The sequence below is a fragment of the Planctomycetota bacterium genome, from assembly GCA_018242585.1.
Classification (GTDB): domain Bacteria; phylum Planctomycetota; class Planctomycetia; order Pirellulales; family PNKZ01; genus JAFEBQ01.
In genome coordinates, this window is sequence record JAFEBQ010000024.1 from 1 (window position 1) to 17,620 (window position 17,620).

The following is a 17,620-nucleotide window of genomic DNA, read 5'->3' on the forward strand; positions in this document are numbered from 1 at the left end:
TCGGCGATGATGAGCAGCGGCTTGGAGGCCGCGGCGATCTTCTCGAGCAGCGGGAGCAGGTCGCGGACGTTGTTGATCTTCTTTTCGTGGATCAGGATGTAGGCGTCTTCGAGTTCCGCCTTCATCTCCGTCGGGTTGGTGACGAAGTACGGCGAGACGTAGCCCTTATCGAACTGCATGCCTTCGACGAACTCGAGTACGGTGTCGGAAGTCTTGCCTTCCTCGACGGTGATCACGCCGTCCTTGCCCACGCGGTCCATGGCGTCGGCCAGCAGGTCGCCGATTTCGCTGTCGTTGTTGGCGGCCACGGTGGCCACTTGCGACATTTCCTTCTTGGTCTTGATGGTGATCGAGGCGGACTTCAGCTTTTCGGTGATGTCGGCCACGGCCCGTTCCATGCCCTGCTTCAGCGCCAGCGGGTTCACGCCGGCCACGACGGCCTTCAGACCCTCGTTGAAGATCGCTTCGGCCAGGACCGTCGCGGTGGTGGTGCCGTCGCCGGCCACGTCGCTGGTCTTGCTGGCCACTTCGCGGACCATCCGAGCGCCCATGTTCTCATAGACGTCTTCCAGGTCGATTTCCTTGGCGACGGTGACGCCGTCCTTGGTGACCGTGGGCGAGCCAAAGCTCTTCTGCAAAATCACGTTGCGACCCTTGGGACCGAGCGTGACCTTGACGGCCCGGGCCAGCTTCGAAACGCCGCGGCGAATCGCCTCGCGGGCTTCCTGATCGAAAGCAATCGTCTTTGCCATGTTCTGTGAATCTCCGATTTGGTAGATGAATGGTTCGCAACGACCAAGCCGGCGACTCGGTCGCCGTGATTACGACGGCAGAGCCGTCGGCTTGGTGGGTCCGCGTTGTATTAGCCTTCGATGACGGCCAGGATGTCGTCTTCGCGCATCAGCAACAACTCTTGATCGCCGATCTTGAACTCGTCGCCGGCGTACGAGCTGAACAACACGCGGTCGCCGACCTTGACCTGCAGCGCGCCGCGCGAGCCGTCGTCCAACAGCTTGCCTTCGCCGACGCTGATGATCTTGCCCCGGGCCGGCTTGTTCTGAGCCGAGTCGGGCAGCACGATCCCGCCGGCGGTCCGCTCTTCGGACGCTTCGCGTTCGACGACCACGCGGTCACCCAACGGTTGCAGCTTCATCGCGCCCTTGCTTGCCTTACGATCCTTGGTAGCCACGGCCATAGTTAGTTCGCCTCCAGACGGAATCGAGAACGGTGTTAGTTCGAGGACGGTGTTTTGATGGAACGATGCTTTTCGGTCGAGAACGGCGTTCGACTGTAACGTCAGTTCCCGCCCGTTTAGCCGCTAGGCCATAGGCCTGCGCGCCCGGCGTCCGTCCCGTGGGCGCAGACTGCCATTTAAGGGCCGAAAACCATCGGCAGGGCATGCTTTAGGCAACTGGCGCGCCAAAGAGTCTCGCTCGCCGTAAGTGCTTATTCAGTCGCCAGTTGTTTTACTCGCCCCGCCGGCGCTCGATTGGCCCCTTCCTGCCACAACCGACTGAACAGCCCCCCAAGCCCAAACTCCCCTGCCGTTTTGGCAGCATAGAGAATCCTCCTGATAGGCGACATGACGACGGTGAAGTCCGGCGGGGCATTCGTGGAAGGACAAACCACGCCAACTAGAGCGAACGCCGCATTGCCCGGCGCTCGGCCGCGGGGGAGACTTTGATGGGTCTTGAACGCCCCAAGCCGCGCCCGGATCGCCCGCCGCCATGATTCCCATCTTGCTTACCATCGAAGCCGTGATCTTTATCCTTGCGCTGGTGGCCTTCGGCCTGGCCGTCGTGGGGCGCATTTCTTTGCGTTGGGTGCGTTGGACGTTGATCGCGGTCTTGGCGTGGCTGCCGGCCCTGATCGCGGCACTGGCGTTCCTAGATAGTTACCAGCGCAACCCTCGCGGTTGGGGTCACTATTGGTATCTGACACCAACTCCTGCGCGGTTCGTCGTGGTATGCGTCGTCGTGTTCTACGTTGCACTGCTCTGTTTGCCTTGGTTTGCGTTTCGGCGCGTTCCTGCAGTTGAGCCACGCATTCCCCGCGCGCGGCAATGGCGGCTGCGCAAGTTGCTGCTCGCGGGCTTGGGCTCGTTGGTGGCGTTCGTCGCGACGCTGTGGCTTTACGATTGGACCATCTGCCGCGAACTCGAACGCGCCGTGGCTGCGAACGAACAGATCGTCGCCAAGTACCTGGCCGAGCGCGCCCCCGCCGACCAGGACGCCGGCCCAGGGTTGCTAAAACTGCTCGACACGCTCGGCGGCCACGAAGGTTGCCCCGAGTGGCTGCGAGAAAGGGATGCGGTGTTCGATCCCAAATCCCCCGAGATAGTGGAATTCTTTCGCGCCCATGAAGATCAGGTGCGGCAAGCGATTGCGCTCGCGAAGCTGCCTGCCGCCAACTTCCGCTGTGATGACGCCGACGTTTTGCCGCACCCCAATTTCGACGATCTCGCCGGCTTGTCTGTCGCGGGTCAATTGTTGGAACGTGCGGCGAGCGAACGTGCCGGGCGGGGCGATCTGGCCGGGGCCTATGAATGCCTGCAGGCGATGCGAGACTTGAATCGCATTGCCGTTTACCCGCGCACGCTTGTCGCCGGGATAGTGACCCTGCGCGAACGCGCGCGAATGGAACTGCTCGGCCAACTACTGAACGAGAATCCCAAAGTTGCATTCGAATTTCAGTTTCCACTGGCGATCAACCGGCCAATCGAGTTCGCGAAGCTTTGGCCAAACCTGGAATGCGAAGCTGCCGTCGAGCCACGGACAAACTACAAGCTGCACCTGGGTGGATTGACCGATTCCACGCTGTATGACGATGAAATGCGCGAGCAATACCAGCACCATCGCTGGGCCTGGCGGTTGTCGTTCGCGACAATTCGGGTTACCAAATTGGCCGATGATGTTCCGGCCTGGCCAGCGTTTGTCGAACGCTTAAAGGGAATCGTGACGAAGGAGCCCGCCGACGTGAATGGTTTCCGCCAATGGAGCATCGATTGGCCCCAAGGCGCGGGGAGTGTTTTTGTCGCCAACCAGGGATACTCGATGGTGCATATCATCCAATTGGCGATCAACGAAAAGTCACGGGCAATCGTCGGCGATTTGTCGGTAGCGACGGTGGCGTACAAACTGCGCCACGGCGCCTATCCCAAGTCGTTCGCCGCCCTTGTGCCCGAGTTCATCGACGCCGCGCCGACGAACCCAGCGACGGAAGAGCCGTACTCCTATGCGACCGACGAGCCCGACGTGTTCTGGGAAGGCTACGATCCCGACAAGTACTCGGGCGCGATCATCAAGGCCGACGAGGAGACGATGGTACGCTTGGGAGACGCGTACACCGGATGGAAGAAGTTCTGCGCGGCGGACTCTGGCGCGAACACCAAAGAAGCGCCGGACGCATTCTCGCCGCTGGATAGGCCAATGCCCCCGCCGCCACCATTCGAGAATCCGTGAGTGCGCCGGTTACCCCTAGCGCAATCGCTACCTTCCCTACCACCTGACCTCAGCGGGCTACTTTTTCCTCTCCTTCGCCCGCTTCCGCCCGGCGCGGACCTTTCGCGCGTGCTACGTTTCCCATGACGAGCAACTCTGTGTTGCGCCGCTGGACCTACACCGCCAGCCGCGCACCAAACGACTTGCCCGCGTGTACGTCCGGCCGGGACGGAAACCCTGGCCCCGCGAAGGATTCACGACCATGGTTGGTTGCAGGAAGCAAATCTGGCGCTCACTCGCCGTGCTGGCCCTCTGGGCGCCGGCATTGACGGGCTGTCAGACGTTTGATTGCTCGCCCCCCAAGATCGATCCGAGCGGCAATCGCCTCTTTCTGGCTCACGATCCCAAGCCGCCGAAGTTCAAGCCCGACCCCGGGCCGCCCAGCACCCTGTCCAATCAAGCCGGTGTGGCCGTCACGCCCAATCGCGTCGTCGCGCCGGTTGGTTCCGAAGTCGTCTTGAAAGCCGCCGTCTGCGGGCCCGATGGCCGGACCACGCGCAACCAGCGCGTCGAATGGACGGTCGCGCCGGGCAGCGTCGGCTACATCGTCACCGTCGGCGATTACCACGGCACCGTCGACCAGTTGTGCGGCTACCTGACCGGCGGCACCTCGGCCAATAAAGTCTCGAGCAACTACGCGGTCAACTCGACGTCGACCGGCGATTACTGTTTGAATCGCGGCACGCCGACCAAGGACGACGATGTGCCGGTGCTGGCGGGCCAGGCCTGGATCACGGTCACCTCGCCCGTCGAAGGTCAAAGCATCGTCACGGCCGTCGCGCCGAAGGTGTATGGCTGGGACCAGCGGCAACGCTCGTCGGTCATCGAATGGCTCGACGCCAAGTGGGACTTCCCGCCGCCAAGCGTCAATCCGGTCGGCGCGCGGCACACGTTCACCACCAGCATCGTCCGTCATACGAACGGCGCGCCCCTGGCCGGCTGGCGCGTGCGCTACGAGATTCTCGATGGCCCGGCGGCGGGCTTTGCTCCGGACGGGGCCCAGATTGTCGAGGTGCCGACCGACGCGCTGGGCCAGGCGAGCATCGAAATGTTCCAAGTCCAGCCCGCCGAAGGGACCAATCGGGTCAACGTCCAGGTCATCCGCTCGCCTGAGCTGAGCCGCGACGGCACTCGCTTGATCGTCGCCAACGCCACCACGCAAAAAATCTGGGGCGCTTCCGAGCTTTACGTTCGCACCAGCGGGCCGACCCAAGCCGCCGTCGGCGCGACGCTGAACTATAAAGTCGAAGTCCGCAACGCGGGCAGCCACACCATTCGCCAGGCGGTCGCATCGTTGCCCTTGCCGCAGGGCACGTCGCTGTTGAGCACGAACCCCGTGGCCAGTGTCACCGGCTCGAACCTGACCTGGGCGCTGGGCGACTTGGCCCCCGGCCAGATTCGTCCGCTGGAGGTGAGCCTGCGGGCCGATCGCTTCGGCACGGTCAACGCCTGTGTCACGGTCCAGACCGGCGAAGGAAAGAATGCGCAGGATTGCGCCACCACGACCGTTGTTGCCCCGGCCCTGGCCGTGGTGGTGACGGCCGATCCCGAACAAGCGCCGGTCGGCACCGTGGTCACGTTCACCGCCACGGTCACCAACCGCGGCACCGCGGCCGCCACCGACGTGCGCATTGTCGAGCTATACGACAGCGGCCTGCGTCACAACCAGACGGCGGCCAACCCCATCGAAGCCCCCGTCGGCACCTTGCAGCCGGGCGAGTCGAAGACGATTTCAGCCAAGTTCATCGTCATGGCCCCCGGCCAACTGTGCAACACGGTTGACGTGATCAGCGGCAACGGACTGCGCGCTCAAGGGCGCGGCTGCGTCACCGGTGTGCCGTCGGCAAGTCCAGCGCCGATTGCGCCGGTGCCGACGACGCCGACCGATCCCAGCCTGAAGCCGGTGCTCGACATCAAGAAGGTCGGCCCCACGCGCCGCAACGTCGGCGACCAAGCGCAGTTTGACATCCTGGTCTCAAACACGGGGCGCGCGAAGGCGACGAACCTGAAGATCACCGACAACAGCGACCTGTCGCTGATGGCGGTCGAAGCGTCGAATGGCCACGTTGACGTCGGCCGCGATCTGCAATGGACCATCGACGAGCTGCCGCCGGGCAAGGGGATGAAGCTGTCGGTCACCTATCGCTGCACCGCGCCGGCTGATAACGCCTGTTCGCGCAATACGGTCGTTTGCACCGAAGGGGTTCGGGCCGACACGCAGGCTTGTGTCTCGATTCAACCGTCGCAAACGCCGCTGAGCGTGACGATCGACGATGGCGGCGACCCGCGCGCCGTCGGCAGCAGCATCGGCTACACCGTCCGCGTCACCAATGTCAGCCAGGTGGCCGATGCTCGGGTGCAACTGGCCGTGACCTTGTCCCCCGAGTTGATCCCTGCGCCGCTCGGCACGTCGGGTCCGACGAATGGCCAGATCGCCAATCAGACCGTCCAGTTCGAGCCGCTGGCGCAACTGGCCCCGCAGCAAACGGTCGTCTATCGCATTCAAGCCCGGGCCGCCAAGGCGGGCGTGGCGCGATTGCAGGCGCAAATCACCAGCCAGAACATGGCCCAGCCGCTGGTGGCCGAAGAACCGACGACGGTGCAGTGAGGCGGGGAGAAAAGTTGCGAGTTGCTGGTTGCTAGGAAAGGTAGCCAGCGGTTAGTCGCCTTGCTTGTCAGTGGTCCGTTGTCAGTTGCACCCTGCTTCGCGCTACGTGATGAGTGTGAATCGCGAGCAATTTCTCCTGCAACGGACAACTGACTACCGACAACGGACGACTCAGTTCTCCTCTCCGCTTCCCCTTCGCGGCCTGAGAATCCAGGCGACGATGCCGCACGTGAAGACGGCCACCGCGCCGGCGGCCAGCGTGCGGTAATTCGCCTCGCCCCCCAGCCAGGGCCAGCGCTCGACGATCGTTTTCCAGTTGAACAGCCAGATGACCGTGGCCAGGAACAGCCAGCCGGTGTTGGGCATGAACTTCAGCGTCCGCACCCCGGCGCGGAACATCGCCGTCAGCATGACGAGCGCCATCGTCACCGCGGCCAGCGGACAGGCTGCTTGCCAGCCGAGTTGCGCCCCCACGGCCGCCAGCGCGACGACCATCGTGTTGCGTCCGGCCAGTCGGCTGGGCCCCTGGCCTGTCCCCAAGCCGGCTAGCGCCCCAAGCGTCGCGCCGACCAGCAAGCCGGCCACGCCATCGAGCATGCCGACCATCGGCGTGCCGGCCTCGAGTGCGACCCTGGCGTTATGAATCGGTGGCGTGATCGGGTGAATCGCCGGCCAGAACGCGCCGAGCGGCACCGCAATTGCCAGCCACACCAGCACCATTCGCCACGGCAGCGCAAAGCCGTCGCGCTCGACCAGCATCACGACCAGCAGGCCACACACCAGCAGCAGGTGATTGCCATAGATTTGCCACGCGGCCGGTATTGTCCACACTTCACCAGGCAAGAATCGACCAAGCTGTAATGGCTCGGCCCAGCCGAGCGCGGCGAACGCGACGGCACACGCCAACTCGACGGCCGGGTAGCGCCAGGCAATCGACTGGCCACAGGCGCGACACCGCCCGCGCAGCAAGAGCCAGCCAATGATCGGCAGATTGTCCCGCGTCTTGATCCGGGTGCCGCAGCGCGGGCAAGCCGACGGAGGCCAGGCAATGCTCAGCCCGGCCGGCATCCGGTACACCACCACGTTCAGGAAGCTGCCGATGATCGCTCCTTGCAGGAACAAGAGCGGCAACCAGAACGACCAAGGCAACTGGGCGAGCGAATAGAGCATGCGAGGTTGATAAGGCCGGCGAGTTTGCAAGCGGTAAAGTGACGGGTAGCACCGACAACTGGTTGTCGGTGTCGCGCCAGCGACAAGAGGGATCGGGCAAGGCTCTGAACCCTCTTGCGGCTGCGCCGCCCGGACAAGCAAGTTGTCCGGGCCACCCAGCGAATTGGCAAGCGACGACACGGGGCGACGAGCGGCCCTTCACTCTAAACGCGCCGCGCCGCTGGATCAAATGATCCCGTGCAGGGGACCGCCGTGGACGGCCAGCGACTCGATCCGCCCGACCACCGCCGGATCGTCTTCGAGCGGCGGAGCGTGGTGCGGCTTGATCCGCGCGTCGATCACCAATGCCCCGCGGCAACCCCAGTGCTTGTGCTCGGTGAACGACTCGATGCCGTGGATGTCGACCGCCGGGTTCGAGCGCGTGAACACCACCCACAACCAGTTCGACAGGTTCCGCGCCGCGAACTCGGCATTGTCCACCAACACGACGAGTGGGAACCGGTTGATCGCCGAGCCGGCGTGGAATGCCGCGCAGAACGCTTCGGCCTGGGCGTGCCCCCCCTCGGCCGTGTACGCCGGCGCCGCAATGCACAGCACACCGGGGAGCGCCAACCGCGCGTCGGCAAAGCCGGCCGGCAGGGAAAGCTCGCCGTCGATCCGCTCGGGCAGCTCGCGCCGCGGCGGGCCGGCGGCGGCGATCACAACCTTGGAACCGGCGTTCAGTGACGAGCCGCTGTAGTCGAGCGTGTCGATCGTGGTGCAGGTCTGAAAATGCAGATCGTGCGTCCAGTCGACGCGCGCCAGCAGGTGTCGCAAGAACCGGGCCGGATCGTGCAAGTCGAGCGTCGGGTCGTCGTCGCCGTTGACAATCAGCAGGTACTTGGCCAGCGACAGTTGCCCCTGCCCCAGCAGCGCATTGGCCTGGGTCAACAACTCCTGCGGCCGCGCGGTCGGCAAATAGGGCGTGTAGCGTTCGCTGCCGATCACCAGCAGCAGCGGATGGACGCCGGCGGCGTCGACGGCATGAATCGCGCGCACGCCCGGCACCAGTGTCGGCACGACCGGGCCGGTCAGCTCGTGAATGAACTCGCCGAAGGTGGTGTCCTCTTGCGGCGGCCGGCCGACCGACGTGAAAGGCCAGATCGCCCCCGAGCGGTGCGTCACCCGATCGACGCGCAGCACGGGGAAGTCGTGAGCCAGCGAATAGTAGCCCAAGTGATCGCCGAACGGTCCCTCGGGCAAGAGCGTCTCTTCAACCGTGCCCGAGATACAAAAGTCGGCGTCGGCCACGACGGCGGGTCCGTTGGCCTGTTTCACCAATCGCACGCGCGCGCCGGCCAGCGCGCCGGCAAAGCTGAGTTCGCTTAAACCCTCGGGCAGCGGCATGACCGCGGCAATGGCCAAGGCCGGCGGGCCGCCGACCAGGACGTTCACGCGCAGCGGCTGGCCGCGCCGCCGCGCTGCGGTGTGATGAACGCCGATGCCGCGATGAATCTGATAGTGCAGGCCGATGTGCCGATCGGGCGCGTACTGATTGCCGGCCAGTTGCACGCGATACATCCCCAGGTTCGACCGTCGCCAGCCCGGCGCGTCGGGGTCTTCGGTATAAACCTCGGGCAAGGTGACGAACGGCCCGCCGTCGCGCGGCCACGAGACAAGCTGCGGCAGCTTGCTGATCGTGGTCGCGTGCTTCAGGACCGGCCCGCGCGACACATAGCGCGGCAACATCCGCCACGCGGCCGGCAGCGCGCTGAGGGCCTTGGTCGGGCTGCGTAGCGCGGCGCCGGGGTCGACTTTCATCGCGACCAGTTGTTGCACGCCAGCCAGCGTGTGGCGAAACAGATAGCGCAGACGCGCCAGGCTGCCGAACAAATTGCAGACCATGGGGAACTGGCAGCCGCGGACGTTTTCGAGCAGCAAGGCCGGCCCGCCGGCGGCATAGACGCGGCGTTGCAGATAGGCGGCTTCGAGCCGCGGATCGATCTCAGCCGCGACCCGCCGCAAATGCCCGCCACGCTCCAGATCATCGACAGCGCTGCGCAAGCTAGGGTGCATGATTCAAAGGTGGCGGCCGACAAATGGATCAACGACGCTAGCACATTCTAGCCTCAGAACGCCGTTCGCGCAGACTGGCGGGAAATCGCACGGTTTCAACGCCGGCGGCTGCTCTTTGGGCCATCTGCCGATACCGGTACAATCGGCCGCCAGTTTGTCAGTTGTCCGTCGTCCGTGGTCAGTTGCTGGGGAATAGCTAGCGATGAACCATCGGCGATCGGCCCGCAGCAATAGGCAACGGACAACTGACCACGGACAACGGACCCTCACGGCAAGGATGCCAAAACCATGATTCTCGTTACCGGCGGAGCCGGGTTCATTGGCAGCGCCATGGTCTGGCGTCTGAACCAGCGCGGCTATGACGATATTCTGGTCGTCGATGAACTGGCCACCAGCGACAAGTGGAAGAACTTGAACCCGCTGGCGTTTGCCGACTATTGGCACAAGGACGAACTGCTACGCCGTGTCGAGCAGAACACCATGCCGCGGATCGAGGCCGTGGTCCACCTGGGGGCGTGCAGCAGCACGACCGAGCGCGACAGCGACTATCTGATGAAGAACAACGTCGCCTACTCCCAGGCTCTGGCGACCTGGTGCCTGGAGCGCGGCGTGCGGATGGTCTACGCCAGTAGCGCCGCCACCTATGGCGACGGCGCGCAAGGCTACGTTGACGACGAATCGGCCATCGACGCGCTGCGGCCGTTGAATCAATACGGCTACTCGAAGCAGCGGTTCGATCTGTGGGCCCGGCGAACCGGCGCGCTCAAGAAGATTGTCGGCCTGAAGTTCTTCAACGTCTTCGGGCCCAACGAATACCACAAGCAAGATATGTCGAGCGTGGTGTTCAAGGCCTATCACCAGATCGTCGCCACCGGCCAGGTGAAGCTGTTCCGCTCGTACGAGGCCAACTACGCCGACGGCGGGCAGATGCGCGACTTTGTCTACGTGAAGGACTGTGTCGACGTGATCGACTGGTTGCTCGAGCAAAAGTTCGGCGGGCTGTTCAACCTGGGGACGGGTCAGGCCCAGACTTGGAACGATCTGGCCCGGGCGGTGTTCGCGGCGCTCGGCCGCGCGGCGGCGATCGAGTACATCGACATGCCCGAGGCGCTCCGCGGCCGGTATCAGTATTTCACGCAAGCCGACATGCGAAAGCTCGCGGCCACCGGTTGCCCGGTGAAGTTCCACACGCTGGAAGCGGCGGTCGAGGATTACGTGCAGCAGTACCTGCACACCGCCCAGCCGCATTTGGCGAATGACGTCACGCCAACGCCGGCCGCCATCCGCCCCGCGGCGTGATGATTCTTAGTAGGGTGCATTCCATGCACCTTATTTGTGCGCGGCAACAAGAATCGACTTCCAAGCGGCTACCGTTCCCCAGTCGTCGCTTGCATGTCTCCTATCGCAACATTCGCGCCCCAATTGAGAGAATACGCGCCTTGTTTGACCCATTTGTGAAACGATGAATGAGGCCAATCACGCGGGTTCGTCGCAAGTCGGTGCTTGACCGGATTGAAGTGGATGTAATCGGCGTGCCGCTCGAAATCCTCCTCATCCACGATCGTGTGCTCCCAAAAACGCTTTTGCCACACGCCTCGTTGTCGTCGCTGTTGCCATGACTCGCTCACTTCTGCGACTAACCCGCCGGCTTGTAGCCAGCGTTTGGTGAACTCCTTCTTGATCCACGCCCAACGGCGCGAATAGTCCAAATCTTGCGGCGGCAAGGTCCAGATCGTGTGCAAATGATCCGGGAGTAAAACGATTGCTTCCGTTTTGAACGTCCATTGGCCCTTGCATTCGCGCATCACCGAGCCGAGGATCGTTCGGGCAGTTTTGTCCAGGAGAATGCGCCGGCGTCGATAGGTGACGACCGTGAAGAAATACGTGCCGCCCGGAACGAAGTTGCGACGGTAATTGGGCATGATGACGCAATTTGACGCCTAAGAGCGATTTGTCGCAATGGAGTTAGCGACTCCGATTTTGGCGATTGTTCGCTGCTGAGAAAACAGGACGAAGCATACCACAGATAAGGTGCATGTAATGCACCCTACAAAGATCGCCGCAACATTTGCGGCGAATGCAACTGGTGTCTTTACACCAACTCGCGCATGGCTGGCTTTTCGCTCAGGTATTGCGGGCGGCCGGAGGGGTCGGCGATCGTCGTCGTGGCCGCGTCGATGCCCAGCGTGTGATAGAGGGTCGAGAAGACCTCTTGGAAATGGACCGGCCGATCCTTGGGGACTTCGCCCAATCGGTTCGTCGCGCCGATCACTTGCCCGGTGCGCAATCCGCCGCCGGCCAGCAACGCGCAGCTCACCTGCGGCCAGTGGTCGCGGCCGGCCTGGGCGTTGATCCGCGGCGTGCGGCCGAACTCGCCCCAGACCACAATCGCCACATCGTTCAACATGCCGCGCTGGTCCAAGTCGTCGATCAGCGCCGATAGGCACTGGTCAAGCTTGCCGCCGTGGTCGCGGACCAGGTCGAAGTTCTTGCCGTGGCTGTCCCAGCGGCCATAGCTCAGGGTGACACAGCGCGCGCCGGCTTCGACCAGCCGACGCGCCAACAGCAGGTGTTCATTCTCGGTCGGCGCGCCGTCGTATTGATAGTTGAACGGCTTGCCGGTGCCATAGCGCTCGCGAACGGCGGCGTCTTCTTTCGACAGATCGAGGGCGTCGACGAGCTTGCTGCTGGCCAGGATTTCGAACGCGGCCCGGTCGTAGTTGTCCTTGGCCTGCATGGTGCCCGAGCTGTCCAGCTCGCGGCGCAGCCGGTCGAACTTCGTGAGCAACTCGCGGCGGTCGCCCAGGCGCGAGATGCTGACCGTTTCGTTGCGGCGCATGTTGGCCAGACCTTCGCCGTCGGGACGAAACGCCGAGTGGATCGGTCCCAGGAAGCCGGCCGTGCCAGGATCGGACCATTCAATGTGGCCGGTCTTGGCGGCCAGGCCAATGAACGGCGGAATCGCGGGATCGACCGGCCCGCGCAGCTTGGACAACGCCGAGCCAAGGCTCGGTCGTCCGCCGAGCGAGCGCATGTCGTTCAACGTCCAGCCCGAGGTGCACTGCACCAGATCGTGACGCCCGTTGGCGCCGACGATCGAGCGGATGACGGCGAACTTGTCCATGCGGGCGGCGATTTGCGGAAAGACTTCGCCGATTTGAATGCCTGACACCTTGGTATCGATCGGACGGAACTCGCCGCGGATTTCCGACGGCGCTTCGGTCTTGATGTCCCACATGTCCTGATGCGGCGGCCCGCCATCGAGACAGATATTGATCACCGCCTTGTGACGCAGCTTGCGCACCGGCGCGGCCGCGTTGGTGGCGGCCTGCGCCTCGAGGCGCAGCAAATCGCCTAGCGTCAGCGCACCGGCTCCCATGCCCAACGCGCCAATTCGCAGAAAGCTGCGGCGCGAAACGCCATCGCAGAATCGCTTTGCACCCGAGTTGATCGGGCCAAGGACCGTGAGCATCGCGAAAGTCCTCGTTGTGAGGAAAACTACGAACCGTGGGCGGGGCAGATGGGGGGGGAACTTACCGGGCAGTTGATCGAGCGGTCGGGGCGACCGTCGATCCATTTAGGGCAACCTTTAATATATCGGCCGCCGTTGATCGGAGCAATTCGGATGATTTGCCGCGGTTTGTCGAGCCGCGATATGTCGATACCTGGACGCTGGTTACGCCACGGGCGTTTGTTCGGGCAGGGCGGACGTCCGGCCGCCCGCGGGGCGCAAGGGGTAGGTTCGCGGCGACTACTGCTTGAACGCTTCTCGCCACGTTCTAACGTCTGGGTGGCACGCCCGTCCTTCGGGCGTGGGGAAGCACGCACCGACCCCGATATTGGATTGGCGATTCCCCACGCCCTGCGCTGCGCTTGGGACGTGCCACCCCCGCTACCGTCGCTTGAGAGATGCGCTCGCGGGTTTCTTTTTGCCCTGGTGCGACATAAGCTGGCGGCTGCCGCCTGCCGGGCGTGTCGAGTTCGGCTGAAGCCGACGCGACTGCCGCCGTTTTACCCCACCGTCCAATCACCAATCGCGAGGCCACTCCGTTGATCGATCGTCGCACCGTCCTGTCGGCTGCGGGGGCCTTGATGGGAGCCGCCATGGGAAGTTCCGCTCTGCCTGCCGCCGGCGCCGCAACCGCCGCGCGTGATCCCAAAGAACCGTTCGGCTACTGCCTGAACACCAGCACCATCCGCGAACAGAAGTTGCCGCTGGTCGACGAAATCGATCTGGCGGCCGAGGCCGGCTACACGGCCATCGAGCCCTGGCTGCGCGAGATCGAACAATACATCACCAACGGGGGCCAACTCGCCGACTTGCGCAAGCGGCTGAGCGATCAGGGGATCACGGTCGAAAGCGCGATCGGCTTTGCCGAGTGGATCGTCGACGATGACGCCCGCCGGGCCAAAGGTCTGGAGCAAGCCAAGCGCGACTTCGGTCTGATCGCCGAGATCGGCGGCAAGCGACTGGCCGCGCCGCCGGCCGGCGCGACCAAAGAGACCGGCATGAGCTTGCAGAAGATCGCCGATCGCTACCACGCGCTATGCGAGTTGGGAATGTCGTTCGGCGTCAAGCCGCAAGTCGAAGTCTGGGGGCACTCGTCAACGCTGGGACGCTTGGGCGAGTCGATGTACGTGGTGCTCGAAAGCCGGCACCCGGCGGCGTGTCTGCTGCCCGACGTCTATCACCTGCACAAAGGTGGCTCGGACTTCCTGGGCTTGCAGCACCTGAGCAGCGACACGATCCAGGTGTTTCATGTGAACGACTATCCCGACGCGCCGCGGGCCGAGTTGACCGACGCGCATCGCGTTTACCCGGGCGATGGCGTCGCGCCTCTCGACTACATTTTCCGGACACTGCGCGACATCGGCTTCACTGGCTACTTGTCGCTGGAACTGTTCAACAAAGAGTACTGGGCGCAGGACGCCGCCACGGTGGTCAAGACCGGGCTCGAAAAGACCCGCGCCGCGGTACGCAAGGCGCTGAGCACTTAGATCAATACTTGCCACGGAGACACAGAGGCACGGAGTTCAACACGGAGGACCGGCCGCGGACAAGCTAATGACCAAGCACCAATGACCAATGTCCAAGGAATACGACGGCATCCTTCGCTCTGACTTCTTGGTCATTGGGATTTGGACATTGGTGCTTATGACTTCTCATCCCTCCGTGCAAACCTCCGCGTCTCCGTGCCTCCGTGGCGAACAGAGCGCTCAGCGCGGCTCTGGATCCTGCGGCCGCGGGAGTTCGTCGAGGCTCTTCAGGCCGTAGAGTTGCAGGAACCGGTCGGTCGTTCGGTACTTGAGCTTGCGCGGCTTTTCGCTTTCGCGCTCGACCGCCAGAAGCTGCCGGCGGACCAATTGCGAGATCACGTGATTGCTGGGAATGCCACGCAGCTTGTTCAGTTGCTCGACGGTCTGCGGGCCGTGATACGCCACCAGCGATAACACCTCAATCGCGGCCGACGAGAGCCGGGCCTGCCGCTCGCGCCCAAGCACCTTGTCGCGCAGGCTGTGGAACTCGGCGAGCAGTTCCAGCCGATAGCCCTGGCCGACGCTGACAATCGTGTACGGCGAGCCGTTCGTCGCGTACTCGGCGTTGAGTTCGGCCACGAACTCGTCGATCTCCTCGGGACGCACACCCCGCATCATGCCCGAGACCGCCGCCGGTTCGAGCGGCGCATGGTCGGGTAGCCCGACGAACAGCATCGCTTCGAGAATCGAACGTGGCGTAAGCTGGCGATCGTCTTCGTCGGCGTCGTGCGGCGCGATTGCGGACGCTTCGGCGGTGGTTGCCGCGTCGGTCGCATCGCCGGCCGGCTCGTCAGCGGGGGCCGCTTCGTACGGGTCGCTGCCGCCGGACAACATCGCCTGAAACGCCTGATTCAAGCTATCGAGCGACAGCCCGCCATCGCTCGGCGCGGAGCGCAAGCCGCTGAGTGGCGATCGATCTGGCGTGTTGTCGTTGGGCATGGAAGAGGGACGAGGGGCTAGAGACTAGGGAAGAACTCGTATCCGCCACGACTCTGTCCGTTGTCAGTGGTCCGTTGTCAGTTGCATGTTGCTTCGCGCTCCGTGAAGAACGCACGCAATCAAACGCTTCCCCAACAACTGACTACTGACAACGGACAACTGACTAATTCCGCTTCGCCCACTCCGCCTTCATAAACTTCAAGGCCTCGCGGGCGAGTTGTTCTTCGCTGTCGTACATCCGCCGCCAGATTTTCGTGGCTGCGACCAGCGAGGGCAATGCCAATCCAAAGGCTTCGACCGTCATCCAGCCGTCGTAGTCGACCGCTTTCAACGTGTCGAACGTGGTGTCCCAATCGACGTGCCCTTGCCCCGGCGTGCTGCGGTCGTTCTCGGAGATATGCACATGCACGGTGTACGGCGCGCACGCGCGGATCGCCTCGGCAATGTTCTTTTCCTCGATATTGGCGTGGAACGTGTCATACATCATGCGACAGCTCGGATGTTCTACTTCACGGACGAACTTCGCCGTGCTGGCAGCCGAGGTGAGCAGATAGCACTCGAACCGGTTCAGGTATTCGACCGCCAGCGTCACGCCGCAGGTGCTAGCGTGCTCGGCCGTTTGCCGCATGCTCTCGACGCCCCATCGCCACTCGTCGGCCGTGGGGCCGGCCCCCGAAAACTGACCGAGGGTCGAATGATAAGGCCCGCACAACACTTCGGCCCCGACGGCCTGGCAACATTCGAGCGTCAGCTTGTTCTTCTCGACCCCTTGCTGGCGAATCTTGGCGTCGGGACTGATGGGATTGTCGTCCGGGCCACGCACCGTGACGGCCGTCCGCTTCAGCCCCAGGTCGTCGAGCCACAGCCCCATCGCGGCGAACTTGTCGGGGTTCAGATCGAACACCGGCAACTCGACGCCGTCGTAGCCGAGTTGCTTGAGGTTCTCGAGGATCGGTCGATGCGCCTCGGTCAGGTGATCGGTCCACAGCAGCATGTTCATGCCAAATTTCATGGGCCGATTCCTCGCAGGTTTCCTGGGGCGTGTCGCGATGTGGGTTAAGGATTGAGGATCGCGGCCGCTGTCGACGCTTCGGCCAGCAGCGCCTCGGCCGCGGCGGTAATTTGCGCTCGGGCCGCCGGCAACATGCCGCTGAACGCGGCGGGCAGTTCGCCAAGCCCGACGCGGCGCATCACCTGGTTCAGTCGATAGGTCAGTCTCTCATCGTCGCCGTAATCGATCAAGAATCGTTCGCGGCAAAATCCCTCGACCATCAAGGCCAGCCGCTCGACCGGCCGGGGCGTCAACTGCTGCACGCCCCATTGGACGAAGGCCGGGTCGACCTGACGCATGGCCGCGTAGTAATCGTCGATCGCCGGGGGCGACTGGGCAATCAGCGTGGCGTCGAGCAGGATTTCGACCAGGATGTGACCCAGGAAGCTGGGGCGCAGCGAGTCGTCCGTGCCGACCACCTCGCGGACCTGACGAGCGAGCTGCCATTGCAGCGTGTTGAAGGCCTCGGTCCCGTGAAACCAAGCGTCGTCGTGGTGGTGCTGGACAATGCCGCGCGCCAGCGCCGCCAGGCGCGGATCGTCATGTGTACACGCGGCCTGCGCCTGCGCGGCGCGGACTTTGGTCCGGCGATCGCTGACGCACAACCAGTCGGGCACCGCCGTCCCGGCCAGCAAGTAAGGATCGTCAACAAACCGCCGACCATGAGCAAAGTAGTTCATCGACAGACGCGTCTATACTTTGCTTCGCCGTACGAACGAGACCATGACCGTTCGGTCTGGCTCACTGATAAAAAACACGACAATCAGTGGGCCGCTGCTCAGTTTCCACAAACCTTCATGCACAGGCAGTGCGGCACGTAAATCAAGCGAAGATAGTTGATGGTCGATGTCTGAAGCTGCACTGGCCAACTGATTCTTGTCTGCCGCTTCTAGCCAAATGGTTGCCAGTGCTGTCAGCGCGTCTTGGCTCCAAACTACGGTGTAACGTATCACTACGCGCCTAATGATTTGAGATGGTCAAGCAATTGCGGCGTTGTCAACCAGGCCCCGGGAGCGCTCAGTGATCGCCGAGCGGCGGCAATTTCCTCGGGCGTCAATGGGTCAGCGTTCGCGATTTGGACGTACCCGATCAATGCTCCATCGGGCTGACGAATCGCAACGCACCCGTCAGCGTCTTGCACGAGTTTGAATTGTTCACTACTCAGAATGACGTCTACCATTAAAAACCTCACATGCCAGAGACGACTATTCGTGCTCCTTGATAAGTTGACCAATTCGCTTGTCCGACCTAGTGGGCATG

General features: G+C 63.4%; 12 protein-coding genes and 1 pseudogene. 4 read left to right on the top strand and 9 right to left on the bottom strand.

Going from position 1 to position 17,620, the window contains the following annotated elements:
- Positions 1–752 (bottom strand): chaperonin GroEL (groEL, locus tag JSS27_11900; GenBank protein ID MBS0209645.1); only part of this gene is annotated, 752 nt, incomplete at its 3' end.
- A 110-nt stretch (positions 753–862) separates the two neighbouring features.
- Positions 863–1,195, bottom strand: a complete 333-nt coding sequence (gene groES / locus JSS27_11905) for a co-chaperone GroES (protein ID MBS0209646.1) — start codon at positions 1,193–1,195, stop codon at positions 863–865.
- A gap of 532 nt (positions 1,196–1,727) precedes the next feature.
- Between groES and JSS27_11910 the strand changes: the two genes are divergently transcribed.
- Together JSS27_11910 and JSS27_11915 are read left to right on the top strand one after the other, a co-directional pair.
- On the top strand, positions 1,728–3,461 hold the full coding sequence (locus JSS27_11910) for a hypothetical protein (protein MBS0209647.1): 1,734 nt from the start codon (positions 1,728–1,730) through the stop codon (positions 3,459–3,461).
- Positions 3,462–3,702: 241 nt separating this feature from the next.
- Entirely contained in the window at positions 3,703–6,108 is a 2,406-nt protein-coding gene (locus tag JSS27_11915) for a DUF11 domain-containing protein (protein MBS0209648.1), read from the top strand.
- 903 nt (positions 6,109–7,011) lie between these two features.
- Here the strand turns inward: JSS27_11915 and JSS27_11920 are convergent.
- Together JSS27_11920 and JSS27_11925 are read right to left on the bottom strand one after the other, a co-directional pair.
- Positions 7,012–7,278 (bottom strand): annotated as a pseudogene (locus JSS27_11920) (prepilin peptidase).
- Between the two features lie 225 nt (positions 7,279–7,503).
- Positions 7,504–9,336, bottom strand: a complete 1,833-nt coding sequence (locus JSS27_11925) for a UbiD family decarboxylase (GenBank protein MBS0209649.1) — start codon at positions 9,334–9,336, stop codon at positions 7,504–7,506.
- Positions 9,337–9,621: 285 nt separating this feature from the next.
- On the opposite strand from JSS27_11925, the gene rfaD reads away from it, so the two are divergent.
- Positions 9,622–10,632, top strand: coding sequence for an ADP-glyceromanno-heptose 6-epimerase (rfaD, locus tag JSS27_11930; protein ID MBS0209650.1), 1,011 nt, complete (start codon positions 9,622–9,624; stop codon positions 10,630–10,632).
- A gap of 68 nt (positions 10,633–10,700) precedes the next feature.
- Here the strand turns inward: rfaD and JSS27_11935 are convergent, their stop codons facing one another.
- Together JSS27_11935 and JSS27_11940 are read right to left on the bottom strand one after the other, a co-directional pair.
- Positions 10,701–11,255, bottom strand: a complete 555-nt coding sequence (locus tag JSS27_11935; GenBank protein MBS0209651.1) for a transposase — start codon at positions 11,253–11,255, stop codon at positions 10,701–10,703.
- A 170-nt stretch (positions 11,256–11,425) separates the two neighbouring features.
- A complete protein-coding gene (locus tag JSS27_11940) occupies positions 11,426–12,805 on the bottom strand; it encodes a DUF1501 domain-containing protein (protein ID MBS0209652.1) in 1,380 nt (459 codons plus the stop codon).
- A gap of 620 nt (positions 12,806–13,425) precedes the next feature.
- Here JSS27_11940 and JSS27_11945 point away from each other — a divergent pair.
- Complete coding sequence (locus JSS27_11945; protein ID MBS0209653.1) at positions 13,426–14,331, top strand: sugar phosphate isomerase/epimerase; 906 nt, start codon at positions 13,426–13,428, stop codon at positions 14,329–14,331.
- Positions 14,332–14,550: 219 nt separating this feature from the next.
- On the opposite strand, the gene JSS27_11950 is transcribed toward JSS27_11945, so the two are convergent.
- The 3 genes from JSS27_11950 to JSS27_11960 all read right to left on the bottom strand — a co-directional run bounded on the left by JSS27_11950 (position 14,551) and on the right by JSS27_11960 (position 17,040).
- Positions 14,551–15,309: an SMC-Scp complex subunit ScpB gene (locus tag JSS27_11950; GenBank protein ID MBS0209654.1), complete on the bottom strand. Its 759-nt coding sequence runs from the start codon at positions 15,307–15,309 to the stop codon at positions 14,551–14,553.
- A 163-nt stretch (positions 15,310–15,472) separates the two neighbouring features.
- Positions 15,473–16,321 carry a sugar phosphate isomerase/epimerase gene (locus JSS27_11955; GenBank protein ID MBS0209655.1) on the bottom strand — a complete coding sequence of 283 codons (849 nt, stop codon included), beginning with the start codon at positions 16,319–16,321 and terminating at the stop codon, positions 15,473–15,475.
- A 44-nt stretch (positions 16,322–16,365) separates the two neighbouring features.
- Positions 16,366–17,040 carry a hypothetical protein gene (locus JSS27_11960; protein MBS0209656.1) on the bottom strand — a complete coding sequence of 225 codons (675 nt, stop codon included), beginning with the start codon at positions 17,038–17,040 and terminating at the stop codon, positions 16,366–16,368.
- Positions 17,041–17,620 lie beyond the last annotated feature (580 nt).